Raw genomic sequence first — 13742 nt, 5'->3', positions numbered from 1 at the left:
TTACTTTTCTGAGTCTCTAGCTTGGTAGTTTTTCTTCTTTTCATATGATAAGCAAGGCAAATTTCGCGTCAATAGGGAGCTATTGCAAGTAAGTTTAACGAAGAAGTTAGGAAAAGTAGCTGCTAGAGAAACATTTGTTAAGTCGAGCTCAGGTTAATTAAGTGACTCAATTGAGCACTTACAACGATAACCTGTATTGTTAACCACCCGTCATTTTATAACTACGATTGAGAGCCGAACCTTATTTTATTCACTTGTGGCATAATAATTGAATGTTTTATGAGTAATGTAAAATAGAAGGTGAGGCTGTTATGGCTATAGGTTTTGATAAGGGTTTTGAACTTCACTCACAAGGGATGTTTATTCGTTCTCAGCGAGCTGAAGTTATTGCAAGTAATATTGCCAATGCAGACACGCCTGGTTATAAAGCTAAAGGTCTTGATTTTCAACAAGCTCTTGCTCAAGCCTCACAAAAGCAACAAATGAGTATGTCTCGTACTAATGAAAAGCATTTTGACGTTCGTAGTGAGCTTAACAGTAGTGCTCAATATAGAGTACCGAATCAGCCAGATACTGGTGATGGGAATACGGTTGATGTACAAGTGGAACGAAACTTGTATCTTAAAAACTCAATAGAGTATCAAGCGAGCGTGCAGTTTCTTAATGGTAAAGTTAAATCATTGAAAAAAGTAATTAGCGGAGGGCAGTAATTATGAGTCTTTTTAACGTATTTGATATCACAGGCAGCGGCATGAGTGCGCAGTCTGTTCGTCTTAATACTACGGCGAGTAATATAGCAAATGCCGACAGTGTTAGTAGTAGTGCAGGTGAAACTTACCGTGCAAGGCACCCTGTTTTTGCCGCCGCAATGCAAAAAGCTGCCGCAGGACAAAGTTCGGCTGACGGCAGTGGTGTTGGTGTTGATGTGTTAGGCATTGTCGAGAGTGATAAACCCTTAAATGTTGAGTATGCACCAGCTCACCCTATGGCCGATAAAGACGGTTATATTTATAAGCCTAATGTTAATGTGATTGAAGAAATGACTAATATGATTTCAGCATCACGCTCGTATCAAACCAATGTCCAATTGGCTGAGTCAGCAAAGAATATGTTGAATAAAACCTTAACGCTTGGTCAAAGGTAATAAAGCTTTGGCCAGTGAATGAATTAAATTACATAGTGAATACTGCGTCACGTTTATATTCAGTCACTGCAGTTGCTTAGAAAGATATTGAATCCAAGGCTGCAGCTTGGCAAGTAATTAAAAAGGTGGAAAGGAAATGCAATCAATAAGTGGTACTAACCCATATACAGCTTTAACCTTAGATGAAAAGCAAGAAAAAATAAGAGATAGCTTAGCTAAACAAGATATTAAAGAGTCTGATGGCAAGCAAGGCATGTTAACACAAGCTGATTTCTTTGCTTTATTGACGCAAGAGCTGGCTAACCAAGACCCAACTAAGCCTGTTGATAATAATGAAATGATCTCACAGATGACATCATTCTCAACCACTGATGGCATTAGTAATCTTAATAATAAGTTTGAAGCCTTTGCGACATCTATGAATTCTAGTCAAGCACTACAAGCCTCGTCATTGGTTGGTCGTAGTGTTTTAGTTGACGATAATGTTTTTGGTATGGGAGCAGGCGAAGAGGTCAAAGGTAAGCTTGTAACTGATAGTGCCGCAAGTAAAGTTACCATTTATGTTGAAAATACTAAAGGTGAGGTTGTTCAAACGGTACCTGTAGGCGATGTTAAGAAAGGTGAGTTTGGCTTTACATGGAATGGTCAAACATCGAGTGGTGAAGATGCAGCTACTGGCGCTTATCGTTTTAGAGTCGTTGGCTTAGTAGAAGGCAAGGCCTCAGAGTTACAAACGATGACCTACCGGAAAGTTGATAGTGTTACGCTTTCTGGGGCTGGTGGTAACATTATGCTTAACCTTAATGGTGGTACACAAATGGCATTAGTAGATGTTGTTGAAGTATCAGAAGCATAAGCACTGCACTTGGTTTTGCATGAGAGAAAAGAAATTTTAAAGAGGGTTAAATTATGTCATTTAATATCGCACTAAGCGGGTTAAACGCTGCACAGAAAGATCTTGATGTTACATCAAATAATATTGCCAACGTAAATACGGTTGGTTTTAAAGAGTCCCGTGCTGAATTTGTTGATGTTTATGCATCATCATTACTAGCCGCTGGCAAAACTAAAGTGGGCGATGGTGTTTTGACATCTGATGTTGCGCAACAGTTTTCTCAAGGTAGTATTCAGTTCACCACCAATGCGCTCGACTTGGCTATTACAGGTAACGGGTTCTTTGCCACAGTCCCTGAGTTAGGCTCTTTAGAAACCTCTTATACGCGCGCAGGTCAATTTAAACTAAATTCGGATAACTTTGTTGTAAACTCAGGTGGTGGGCACTTATTAGGTTTTCCTGTGGGTACAGACGGCAGTTCTGAGTCGGTTAGTTTAAGTACCGCAACGCCTATTCGCATACCTACCTCATCAGGGGCGCCAACAGCGTCAAGTGAAGTTGATATTCGTATGAACTTACCGGCAGGCGATGTACCGCCAGCCAATCCGGTATTTGATCCTACCGATCCGCTAACCTTTAATAATTCAACATCAGTCACTATTTTTGATTCATTAGGCGATAGCCATATTATGACTTACTATTTTGTCAAGTCAGCCGCAAATGAGTGGAACATGTTTACTGCTGTTGACGAACAAATGGTTGATATCCCTGTTGCAGCCCAAAACCCAGCAGCCCCTGTGCTAACTCAACCTACAGGGGCCGGTGTTACGGGAGCTGTTTTAATGTTTGATACTAGTGGTGACTTTATCGCCCAAAAACCAGGCACTATACAAACAGCTCAATTCGGCGCTGGTATTTTAAGTAACGGCGCAGATCCTACTCAGCAAATGATCATTGACTTTAATTTAGATACTAATGGACCTAATCCAAATGAACCAACGCAATTTGCGTCTAACTTTGAAGTTACCGCTTTAAAACAAGATGGTTTGGCGGTTGGACGCTTAACAGGCATTGACATTGATACTGATGGCTTGGTGAGAGCAACATATAGTAATGGTACTTCAGAGCCATTGTCACGTATCGTTTTGGTTAACTTTGCCAATGAGCAAGGCCTAACCCAAATCGGCGGTACTAACTGGAAAGAAAGTATTGTTTCTGGTGAGGCGTTAGCCGGGGAAGGTGGCTCAGGTACTTTTGGTACTATTAACTCCTCAGCACTAGAACAATCTAACGTTAACTTAACCACAGAGTTAATTGATTTAATTTCAGCGCAACGTAACTTCCAAGCGAACTCGCGCTCATTAGAAGTGGATAACCAATTAAATCAGACCATATTGCAAATTAGATAGTAACTTCATATTAATCCTCTTTAAATATCATCAAAGCGAGCTTGACATAAGGCTCGCTTTTTTATTTGTACGCTAGTTACTCCCTCGTAAAAAAACACTCAATCGTGAATAGTGTCTATCTTCTGGCATTGTAATTGCATTTATCAGGTATAACCTTTTTTTGAGAAGTTCATCATGGATAAGTTGCTTTATATCGCCATGAGCGGTGCTAAACAAAATATGAATGCCTTGGCAGTTAATGCTAATAATTTAGCCAATGCAAAAACCACTGGCTTTAAAGCTGACTTGGCCCAAGCGCGCAGTATGCAAGCTTATGGTGAAGGTATGGCAACACGAGTATTTTCTATGACAGAACGTGCTAGCCAAAATTTTGACTCTGGCGCATTACTTACTACAGGACGCTCACTTGATGTAGCCATTGGTGGAGAGGGTTTTTTTGCTGTTCAAGGTAAAGATGGTCAAGAAGCTTATACCCGTGGTGGTCATTTACGTGTCACCGAAACAGGTGCTTTAGAGACAAATGATGGTGAATTAGTAATTGGTGAGGCTGGACCAATATTCTTACCGTTACCGGTAAATAATATTCAAATAAGTCGTGACGGTACCATCATGGTTCAACCAGAAGGTGCGCCAAGTACAGTTCAAGAAGAGGTTGCACGTATTAAGTTGGTAAACCCCGATGTGCGTTTAATTGATAAAGGTAATGATGGTTTATTTCGGGCAAAAGATGGCCAAGTGTTGCAGGCTGATATTAATGTGCAAGTACAAGGCGGAGCTTTAGAGTCAAGTAATGTTAACCCCGTAAACGAAATGACAGAAATGATTGCTTTGCAACGTCAATTTGAAATGCAATTAAAAATGATGAAAACAGCAGAAGAAAATGACAGCAGCGCATCTTCCTTATTAAGAGCGTTCTAGTTAATTTTTGAGTGAACAATATTTTGCTATGTCGGTTGGTATAACCGCTGAAGCTAATAATTTATAGAGGTGATTTATGAACCCAGCATTATGGATAAGTAAAACAGGTTTAGATGCGCAAACGAAAGATATTGCGGTAATTTCTAACAACTTAGCTAACGCAAGCACTGTCGGGTTTAAAAAGAGCCGAGCCGTATTTGAAGATTTACTGTATCAAAACATTAACCAACCCGGCGGACGTAGTGCACAAGACACTGAAATGCCTTCAGGTTTAATGTTAGGCGCAGGTACAAAGGTTGTTGCCACTCAAAAAATTCATACTCAAGGTGACATGCTTACTACAGATAACTCGCTTGATCTTATGATTCAGGGGGAAGGTTTCTTTGAAATATTAATGCCTGATGGTAGCTCAGCGTATAGCCGCAATGGTCAGTTTACGATGGACGAAGAAGGAAACATGGTTACTCCAGGAGCAGGGTATTTACTACAGCCGCAAGTAACCATACCTGAAGATGCTCGCAGTATTATTGTTTCCCAAGATGGTGAAGTATCCGTGATGTTACAAGGGCAAGCAGAGCCAGCTGTTGTAGGACAAATTAACTTGATTAACTTTGTTAATCCAAGCGGTTTAGAGCCAATAGGGCAAAATTTATATACTGAGACAGCTGTCAGTGGTGATCCTCAAGAAGGGGTTCCTGGCTTAGAAGGCTACGGTATGCTGGTACAAGGTGCGTTAGAAACATCGAATGTTAATACCACCGAAGAGTTAGTAAACCTTATTGAAAGTCAGCGTGTTTATGAAATGAACTCAAAGGTTATTTCTGCGGTTGATCAAATGCTGAGTTATATCAATCAGCAGTTGTAGTTATTTGAAATCAATTAGCTTTATTTATATTTCATTTTTAGAAAATTGGAGGCAATGATGAAAAACATCGTCAATGTAATATCGTTAAGTTTACTTATTATGCTTGGTGGTTGTAGTAACACAGTCGAGCTCAGTAAAGCTTTGCCAGATGACCCAGATTTTGCGCCAATTTTACCTGAAGAAGAAGAGTCTCGTATTGTCCCTTCAGGCTCTTTATTTAAGCCTAATTATGTCAATAATATTTACTCAGACTCTAAAGCACACCGTGTTGGCGATATTATTTCGGTGATTTTGAGTGAAAATACTCAAGCGAAAAAAAATGCTAAAACCGAACTTAAAAAAGATAATGAATACAACCTAAATGCTGTTACTGGTTTAGGTGGTGCTCCGGTGACTATTAATGGTAAGTCATTAGAGTTTGGTTTGTCACAAGACTCTAATTTCACGGGTGACTCTAAAGCAGACCAAGGAAATAGCTTAAACGGTAATATTTCAGTGCATGTGCTGAGGGTTTTACCTAACGGTAATTTAATGATTCGTGGCGAAAAGTGGATGACCCTCAATAACGGTGATGAATATATTCGCTTAACGGGTATTATTCGCTCTAAAGACATTAATTCTAATAATACTATTTTATCGAATAAAGTCGCTAATGCACGTATTCAATATGCTGGTACTGGCACCTTTGCAGACGTCAATGAACAAGGTTGGTTAACGTCGTTTTTTAACAGTTCTTGGTGGCCACTATAACTCAATGCTAATTCATTGAGAGGTATTAAATTATGAAAGCAATTGTTAACCTTATACTGATTTTTGTGGCGTTAAATGTTCTTTCTGCTCATGCGCAGCGCATTAAAGATTTAGCCGATGTTGCTGGTGTACGCTCTAACCAATTAATTGGTTATGGCTTAGTGGTCGGTTTACCTGGTACAGGTGAACAAAGTCCTTTTACAGAACAAAGCTTTAAAACCATGTTAAGTAATTTTGGTATCACTATGCCAGAAAACCTTAAACCAAAAATTAAGAATGTTGCCGCGGTAGCGGTACACGCTGAACTTAATGCTTTTGCCAAACCAGGGCAAACTATTGATGTTACTGTGTCAAGTATGGGTAGCGCGCAAAGCTTACGTGGCGGTACTTTATTACAAACCATCTTAATGGGTCTAGACGGTAATGCTTATGCTGTAGCACAAGGTAGCTTAGTGGTTAGTGGTTTAGGTGCTCAAGGGCTTGATGGCTCGCAGGTATTAGTGAATATACCAACAGTTGGCCGTATCGCTAACGGGGCAATTGTTGAACGTGAAGTTAAATCACCATTTTCTTCAGGTGACCATATTACCTTTAACTTAAAAAATTCAGACTTTACCACCGCAAAACGCTTATCAGACACTATTAATGAACTTATTGCTGGTTCAGCACAAGCACTTGATGCAACGTCGGTACGTGTTAGTGCTCCACGTGATATCAGTGACCGTGTTAGCTTTTTATCTGTAATTGAAAATTTAGAATTTGAGCCGGCCTCACCGGCAGCAAAAATTATTGTTAACTCTCGAACAGGCACTATTGTTATCGGCTCAGAAGTTAAGCTTTTAGCTGCAGCAATTACCCACGGCGGTATTACCGTTACTATTAATGAAGTGCAAAATGTGAGTCAACCTAACGCTTTTGCGGAAGGTGAAACTGTCGTCACTAATGAATCAGCCGTGAATGTTAGTAACTCAGATGCTCGCATGTTTGTTTTCAATCCCGGTGTAACTTTAGATACCTTAGTACGTGCTATTAATGAAGTAGGTGCAGGACCTGGCGATGTTATGGCAATTCTAGAAGCATTAGATCAAGCAGGTGCCATTCGAGGCGAGTTGATTGTTATTTAACAGTTATCGTTTATTTAATGATTTTCGATGAACGGTTCAATAAATTAATTAAGCAGAAATTATGGATATTAAATCAAATTTAACACATAACTTTGACCAAGCGAGAAACTCGCTTGAGCTTAATGGTTTAAATAGCATCCGTCAGCAATCACGTGAAGGAAGTGAAGAAGCCAAAGATGGGGCGCTGAAAGAAGCCGCCCAACAATTTGAAGCTATTTTCATGAAAATGCTGTTATCGAGCATGCGTAAAGCGCAAGATGTTTTAGAATCAGATAGCCCATTCAACTCACAATCAACCAAGTTTTACCGCGATATGCACGACCAACAAATGGCCGTAGAGCTATCATCTAATGGATCGCTAGGGTTAACAGACTTAATTGTTCGACAATTAGGTGGTGATAGCGGTAACTTCAAGCCAAGCTCTGTATTACGTAATGACGGTAATTTAGCTGCTACGGATGATGTCAGCCTAAACCATGTTAGCCTAAATCATGTTAATAACACAGACGACACCACAGATAAAACATCAGCAGGTAAACGCAATACCTTAATTGAAAATATGCTCGCAAGAAGTAATCAACTAAATGAGCAAATACAACCTGAGATTGATATTCCATTTGCGGGTAACTATAACGGTAATAACTATGCTCAAAGTGCTGTTATGGGGCAGTTTAATCAAAAAACTGTTAATAAAAGTAGTCGCTCAGAAAGCGTCAATAGTTTAACGCCAGACACAGGAACAACATTTAATGAGCCAAAAGATTTTGTTAGTGCCTTAACTGAGCCAGCTAAAAAAGTACAACAACAGCTTGGCGTACCTTTTGAAGTTGTTATTGCGCAAGCAGCACTTGAAACAGGCTGGGGACAAAAAATAATAAAACAGTCAGATGGGACTAGCTCAAATAATTTGTTTAATATAAAAGCAGATAACCGCTGGGGTGGCGATAAAGTAACGAAAGACACTTTAGAGTTTGAACAAGGGGCAATGGTGAAAAAATCCGAGCCTTTTAGAACTTATTCATCAATGCACGACAGCGTCAACGACTATATAAACTTCCTTTCAAATAGTGATAGATATCAAGACGCATTACAAAACTCCGGTAATGTGGAACAATTCCTGCATGGGTTACAGAAAGCCGGTTATGCGACGGATCCTCAATATGCCAATAAAATTTTAGGCACATTGAAAAAAGTCACAAACCTTTTAGCAAAGTAACCATATTTTTACGCAGCCATATAGGTTAGCGCAAGATCAAAGAACTAATAATTCAATATAAGTTACAGGATCAAAAGAGATCTATAGCGCTTATTGTTGAGGTTATCGTTCAGGAGTGTAAATTATGTCAGTAAGTTTGTACCAATCAGGTGTAAGTGGCTTACTAGCTTCTCAACAGCAGCTGGCAACTACCGGCCATAACATTGCCAATGTTAATACCGAAGGGTTTAACCGTCAAAGAGCCGAGCAAAATGCAACCTTAGGCTTTCAAAGTGGCGGTAACTTTATTGGTACTGGTACATATATTGACAATATAGCACGCCTCTACGATCAATTTTCACACAAAGAACAATTATTAAATCAGAGTAACTTAGGTCAGGCTGACTCACTTAACGGCAAGTTAAGCCAGTTAGATCGCTTAATGAGCAACTCTGGTGAAGCGGTGATGGGCTCTATTAATCAACTGTACCAGTCAATTAATGGTGTAGTAGATAACCCAAGTGATGCAGGTTTACGTAGTATTGTGTTAAACCAAGCTAGCGTGCTTAGTAGCAACTTCAATGACTTATCTAATGAATTTAATAACATGACCAAAGCTGTTAATGGCGAAATAGATCAAGTTGTTAATAAAATATCTGAGATATCAGTGGAGCTAGCAAAAACCAATGAAGCAATTTTATATTCCCAAAATTTGAAAGAAACAGGGCAGGCAAACGACTTATTAGATAAGCGTGATCAACTTATTGGCGAACTGAGCCAATATACCAGCGTTAATACCATTGAAGATCAACACGGTGTGATGACCGTTATGATCGGTCAGGGCGTGACATTAGTCGCGGGTATTACACCGTTAACTATGCAAGTTAATGCAGGAGATCCCGATCCACTTAAAACAGAGTTACGTTTAGTTGGACCTAATGGCTCAGTTGCCATGTCTGAACAAAAGCTTGGGGGCTCTTTAGGTGCTAGTTTTGAATTTAGAGATGAGCACTTAAGCCAAACGAAAAAAGATATTGATCGCTTGGCTATGGCGATCTCTTCAACATTAAATACAAACCAAGCGAGTGGTTTAGATCTTAATGGTATTCAGGGGGCTAATATGTTCTCTGATATTAATACCCTGCAGTTACAACAAGGTAGGGTTTCATCGCCATCAACCAATACAGGTAACTTAGCAGCACAAGTCAATATTACTGATATCTCATTATTACCAGCGGCCGAATTTGAAGTTCGTTATGACGGTACTAATTATATTATGACTAATATGAGTAACGGTAATACTGAGAACTTAGGTGCGCCAGGCTCAGGTACATATACGCCATCATCACCTGATTACGGTTTTGAGTTTATTGAAACCAGTGGTGCTCCCGTTGCTGGTGACGTATTAACTCTGCAGCCAACTAAAGATGGTGCTGCATTATTTAAAACAATACTTAATGATGGAAGTGCAATTGCAGCAAGCTCTGCTGTGAATGTAACCCCATCAACTAACAATGTGAGTGACGGCAAAGTTGCTATAAACAATGTTACCGATCCTGCAGCAGCACGTACTTTTGCTAGCACCACTAACCAAGGCTTATTAGTTGATGTATACGAGTCTAGCCCTGGTACTTTTTCATACCGTGTTTACGACGGTGACCCTAATACACCACCACCAACACCACCTTCAGTTGTTGGTGCAATAACATCAGGTACGTTTTTAGCGGGAAATTCTGTGGTGATAGATATGCCACCAGCTCCAGCAACAGCTGCATTTCAGTTTGAAATATCAGGACAGCCTGTAGGACAAGGTGTACTTGCTCCTGAAAAATACACTATTGGTGATGCCTTCGGTATTGGTAATGGCGGCAATGCGTTATCGATGGCTAAAACACAGACAGAAAAAGTGATTAATGGCGGTACAGAAAGCTTTAGTCAGAATTTAGCAGTATCTACGGCAACGGTAGGCTCAAAAGCCAGCAATGCTGAACTTGTCTCTGACACAGCCCAAGCATTATATAACCAAGCTTATAACCGTAACCAATCAATATCAGGGGTTAACCTTGATGAAGAGGCGGCTAACTTATTGAAGTTTCAACAAGCCTATCAAGCATCTTCGCAAATTATTTCAGTCGCCAATACGCTTTTTGACACAATTTTAGCAGCAGTAAGATAAGGAATTATTTATGCGAGTTTCTACCTCTCAGTTTTATCTTCAAAGTGCGCAAAATATGGCGGCGAGAAATACTGATGTTCATAAGCAAGCTACTTATATTGATAGCGGCAAAAGAGTACTTACTGCAAAAGATGATGCGGTTTCTTATAGTAGCTTAGCTGGCTATAAAGAAGGTATTAATCAAATTTCACAGTACACTCGTAATATTACGTTAAGTACAGGCAGCAACCAACAAACTGAAACGGCTTTTGGGGTAACCCAAGATGTATTATTAAACGTAAAGTCGCGTTTTATACAGGCAAATAATGGCTCACTGTCTGACGATGATAGGCAGTCGCTTGCCACACAGATGAAACAATACTTAGAACAAGTTCTCGATATTGCTAATAGCAAAGATGAAACCGGAGGTTTTATTTTTGCTGGGCACCAAATTGATAAACAACCGTTTGCACTGCAAGCAGATAGAAGTGTTATTTATCAAGGTGATAGTGGTATAAATCAACTGGCTATTAGCAATAGTGTTGTCGTTAATATGAATCAGTCAGGTGATGAAGCCTTTGTTAAAATAGCTAATGCTGTAGGTGATTTTTCTCCTGAATATAATACTAATAACGGTAGCGCAACCGTAACGCGTGCGGTTGTTGCCGATAGAGGCTCTTATGATGTTGCTACATTTCCTCCTGGTTACACTTTAGATTTTACTGATGCGGATAATAATGGCCAACTTGAAGTTGTAGTAACAGATTCAGCGGCAAACCCGGTAAGTACCATAGACCCTTTTGTTCCAGGGCAACCTTTTACCTTCAATGGTGTAGAGGTCACTATTGAGGGGACACCTGAGGTTGGCGACCAATTTGGCTTAGGTGAAGATGAAGATGTTAGTATTTTTGAAACCTTAAAAGCGGCAATTGAGTGGTTAGAAACTGACAGTACAGCGGCAAATACTAGCCAACATCAAATAGACTACGGTCACATCTTAAGTCAAATTAATAGCGCTGCAAGTCATATATCAGCCCAACAAGGCATTATGGGGGTTAACTTACAGTTAATTGTTTCTCAAGAGAGCCAGCATCTTGATACTAATCTTTCGTTAGAAAAAGGCCGTTCGTCCATTGAAGATCTTGATTTTTATCAAGCAGCAACCACCCTTGAACAATCGAAAGTTGCCCTAGAGGCCGCTCAGCTAACCTTCTCTAAGATTCAGGGCTTATCTTTACTTAATTATATTTAACCATTAATGACCAACTTTAAAATTATTTTTTTAAAGTTGGTATCTTAATTGCTTTAGTAATAATCAGTGATGATATGTAAAGCACTAAAAAACCATGCAGTTTGCTTGACTATATCTTTTTTAACCATTTAACACTCAAGGGGTAGATTATGCCTTTATATGTAAATAGTAATATCAGTTCATTAAACGCACAGCGCCAGTTGAGCAAATCTGGTGGTGATTTAGATACAGCTTTTCAACGTTTGTCATCAGGCTTACGTATTAATAGTGCAAAAGATGACGCTGCAGGTTTGCAAATATCAGATCGCTTGCAATCACAGATTTTAGGTTTAAACCAAGGTAACCGAAACGCCAATGACGGTATTTCTCTAGCACAAACTGCTGAAGGTGCGATGGAAGAAATGACCTCAATGTTTCAGCGCGTTAGAACCTTAGCACAACAAGCAGCTAACGGCTCGAACACCGATGATGATAGATTAGCGATTCAAGAAGAGATACGCTCTCTGATGGATGAAGTTAACCGTGTTGCCACAGATACAACTTTTGGTGGACAGAACTTACTTGATGGCACTTACAATGCAAGCTTCCAAGTAGGTGCTGATGCGGTACAGGTAGTTGGCTTTAGTATGCAGTATGTTGGTGGTACAGCAACAATTAATAGCTTAGCTGCTAATGGTGGCTTTACTGTCTCAGGTATTGCTGGTATTGCTAGTGCAGTAACTGGTAAAGGGTTAACTACTTTAGCTGCCGGTGTATCAACAATTTCAGGTAATGCAATTACAGGTGCTGATGATTTTGCTACTCGTTTTCTTGCAGCAACAATTAGTGTATCAACACAGGAGAATGCTCAGTATATTTTAGCGGGTATGGATTCAATGGTTGCGGTTGTAGATAAAAAACGTGCCGAACTTGGTGCGGTACAAAACCGATTCCAATCCACCATTCGTAACCAATCAAATATATCTGAAAACCTATCAGCGGCCAAGTCACGTATTAAAGATGCAGATTTTGCGATGGAAACAGCTAAGTTAACACGAGCGCAAATACTGCAACAGGCCAGTCAAACTATTTTGAGTCAAGCTAACCAAAGACCACAAGCGGCATTAAGCTTATTACAAGGTTAATAACTCGTTAGTTCATGCTCTTATTGAAAGCCCGACATTAGTCGGGTTTTTTGTTTTTGCTGATCTGGTTTCATATATCTTCCCTTTCTAGAAAAACGTTATCGCCGCTACATTATTTTATTTCAATTAATAATACTTAAAATTGAAAATCACTATTTAACCTGCTGTTTAATAGTGACTTTTACATATCTAAATAAAAATAAAATATTTGCTAAAGTTTATTTTACTTCGCCCGATACAGTGTTTGAGCAAAGGAGTAAACATTAAATTACTTCTTTGTCATGTCACTTCTTTTCTAGGGGTAGAAAAAACTGACATATAAAGTTAACTGGTATGCGCGGAGCACTCACCACGTTAAATACTCATTAATCTGAGCAATGTTTAGGTTAATGGTTGATTAGGGTAGATCTATCAATCATTAACAAAAACTAAAAGTTAACGGTTCAACAATAGTGAACCTGTTGAACCAACAAAGATTAGTGAGGATTCTATTATGGCTTTATATGTAAATACCAACGTAAGTTCATTAAATGCACAACGTCAGTTAACTAACACTGGTGGTGCACTTGATACATCATTCCAACGTCTATCTTCAGGCCTTCGTATCAATAGTGCGAAAGATGATGCGGCAGGTTTACAAATAACCGATAGACTACAATCACAAATCTTAGGCCTTAATCAAGGTAACCGTAATGCGAATGACGGTATTTCTTTAGCGCAAACTGCTGAAGGTGCCATGGATGAAATGACCTCAATGTTTCAACGTGTCAGAACCTTGGCGCAACAATCAGCTAACGGCTCAAACACTGATGAAGATAGATTAGCGATTCAAGAAGAGATTCGCTCGTTAATGGCAGAAGTTAACCGTGTTGCAACCGATACTACCTTTGGTGGTCAGAACTTACTTGACGGTAGTTATGATGCTAATTTCCAAGTAGGTGCAGATGCAGTACAAACTATTGGCTTTAGTA

The 13742-nt window shown here is 39.5% G+C and carries 12 protein-coding genes and 1 pseudogene; all 13 read left to right on the top strand.

Annotation, left to right across the window (positions count from 1 at the left end):
• The first annotated feature begins 311 nt into the window (after positions 1 to 311).
• Positions 312 to 710, top strand: a complete 399-nt coding sequence (gene flgB, locus KO495_RS16595) for a flagellar basal body rod protein FlgB (protein ID WP_215981526.1) — start codon at positions 312 to 314, stop codon at positions 708 to 710.
• Positions 711 to 712: 2 nt separating this feature from the next.
• On the top strand, positions 713 to 1144 hold the full coding sequence (gene flgC, locus KO495_RS16590) for a flagellar basal body rod protein FlgC (RefSeq protein ID WP_215981525.1): 432 nt from the start codon (positions 713 to 715) through the stop codon (positions 1142 to 1144).
• Between the two features lie 136 nt (positions 1145 to 1280).
• On the top strand, positions 1281 to 2000 hold the full coding sequence (locus KO495_RS16585; RefSeq protein ID WP_215981524.1) for a flagellar hook assembly protein FlgD: 720 nt from the start codon (positions 1281 to 1283) through the stop codon (positions 1998 to 2000).
• 53 nt (positions 2001 to 2053) lie between these two features.
• Positions 2054 to 3388: a flagellar hook protein FlgE gene (gene flgE / locus KO495_RS16580; RefSeq protein WP_215981523.1), complete on the top strand. Its 1335-nt coding sequence runs from the start codon at positions 2054 to 2056 to the stop codon at positions 3386 to 3388.
• A gap of 174 nt (positions 3389 to 3562) precedes the next feature.
• Complete coding sequence (flgF, locus tag KO495_RS16575; protein ID WP_215981522.1) at positions 3563 to 4306, top strand: flagellar basal-body rod protein FlgF; 744 nt, start codon at positions 3563 to 3565, stop codon at positions 4304 to 4306.
• Positions 4307 to 4382: 76 nt separating this feature from the next.
• Positions 4383 to 5171, top strand: a complete 789-nt coding sequence (gene flgG, locus KO495_RS16570) for a flagellar basal-body rod protein FlgG (RefSeq protein ID WP_215981521.1) — start codon at positions 4383 to 4385, stop codon at positions 5169 to 5171.
• 57 nt (positions 5172 to 5228) lie between these two features.
• Complete coding sequence (gene flgH, locus KO495_RS16565; RefSeq protein ID WP_215981527.1) at positions 5229 to 5921, top strand: flagellar basal body L-ring protein FlgH; 693 nt, start codon at positions 5229 to 5231, stop codon at positions 5919 to 5921.
• Positions 5922 to 5953: 32 nt separating this feature from the next.
• The gene (locus KO495_RS16560; protein ID WP_215981520.1) at positions 5954 to 7045 is read left to right on the top strand and encodes a flagellar basal body P-ring protein FlgI; all 1092 of its coding nucleotides are present in this window, start codon (positions 5954 to 5956) and stop codon (positions 7043 to 7045) included.
• 61 nt (positions 7046 to 7106) lie between these two features.
• Entirely contained in the window at positions 7107 to 8261 is a 1155-nt protein-coding gene (gene flgJ, locus KO495_RS16555; protein ID WP_215981519.1) for a flagellar assembly peptidoglycan hydrolase FlgJ, read from the top strand.
• Positions 8262 to 8385: 124 nt separating this feature from the next.
• The gene (gene flgK, locus KO495_RS16550) at positions 8386 to 10416 is read left to right on the top strand and encodes a flagellar hook-associated protein FlgK (RefSeq protein WP_215981518.1); all 2031 of its coding nucleotides are present in this window, start codon (positions 8386 to 8388) and stop codon (positions 10414 to 10416) included.
• A gap of 10 nt (positions 10417 to 10426) precedes the next feature.
• Complete coding sequence (flgL, locus tag KO495_RS16545; RefSeq protein ID WP_215981517.1) at positions 10427 to 11647, top strand: flagellar hook-associated protein FlgL; 1221 nt, start codon at positions 10427 to 10429, stop codon at positions 11645 to 11647.
• A 149-nt stretch (positions 11648 to 11796) separates the two neighbouring features.
• The gene (locus KO495_RS16540) at positions 11797 to 12771 is read left to right on the top strand and encodes a flagellin (RefSeq protein WP_215981516.1); all 975 of its coding nucleotides are present in this window, start codon (positions 11797 to 11799) and stop codon (positions 12769 to 12771) included.
• A gap of 493 nt (positions 12772 to 13264) precedes the next feature.
• Positions 13265 to 13742, top strand: a pseudogene (locus tag KO495_RS16535) (flagellin); the annotation flags it as partial.

Source organism: Colwellia sp. D2M02 (assembly GCF_018860755.1).
Lineage (GTDB): Bacteria > Pseudomonadota > Gammaproteobacteria > Enterobacterales > Alteromonadaceae > Colwellia > Colwellia asteriadis.
This window is presented reverse-complemented; position numbering and strand designations above follow the sequence as displayed.

Coding starts and splice junctions, on each gene's coding strand:
- flgF (WP_215981522.1), top strand. CDS start 3,563: ATGGATAAGTTGCTTTATATCGCCATGAGCGGTGCTAAACAAAATATG.
- flgL (WP_215981517.1), top strand. CDS start 10,427: ATGCGAGTTTCTACCTCTCAGTTTTATCTTCAAAGTGCGCAAAATATG.
- flgC (WP_215981525.1), top strand. CDS start 713: ATGAGTCTTTTTAACGTATTTGATATCACAGGCAGCGGCATGAGTGCG.
- flgG (WP_215981521.1), top strand. CDS start 4,383: ATGAACCCAGCATTATGGATAAGTAAAACAGGTTTAGATGCGCAAACG.
- flgE (WP_215981523.1), top strand. CDS start 2,054: ATGTCATTTAATATCGCACTAAGCGGGTTAAACGCTGCACAGAAAGAT.
- flgH (WP_215981527.1), top strand. CDS start 5,229: ATGAAAAACATCGTCAATGTAATATCGTTAAGTTTACTTATTATGCTT.
- flgK (WP_215981518.1), top strand. CDS start 8,386: ATGTCAGTAAGTTTGTACCAATCAGGTGTAAGTGGCTTACTAGCTTCT.
- flgJ (WP_215981519.1), top strand. CDS start 7,107: ATGGATATTAAATCAAATTTAACACATAACTTTGACCAAGCGAGAAAC.
- KO495_RS16560 (WP_215981520.1), top strand. CDS start 5,954: ATGAAAGCAATTGTTAACCTTATACTGATTTTTGTGGCGTTAAATGTT.
- KO495_RS16585 (WP_215981524.1), top strand. CDS start 1,281: ATGCAATCAATAAGTGGTACTAACCCATATACAGCTTTAACCTTAGAT.
- flgB (WP_215981526.1), top strand. CDS start 312: ATGGCTATAGGTTTTGATAAGGGTTTTGAACTTCACTCACAAGGGATG.
- KO495_RS16540 (WP_215981516.1), top strand. CDS start 11,797: ATGCCTTTATATGTAAATAGTAATATCAGTTCATTAAACGCACAGCGC.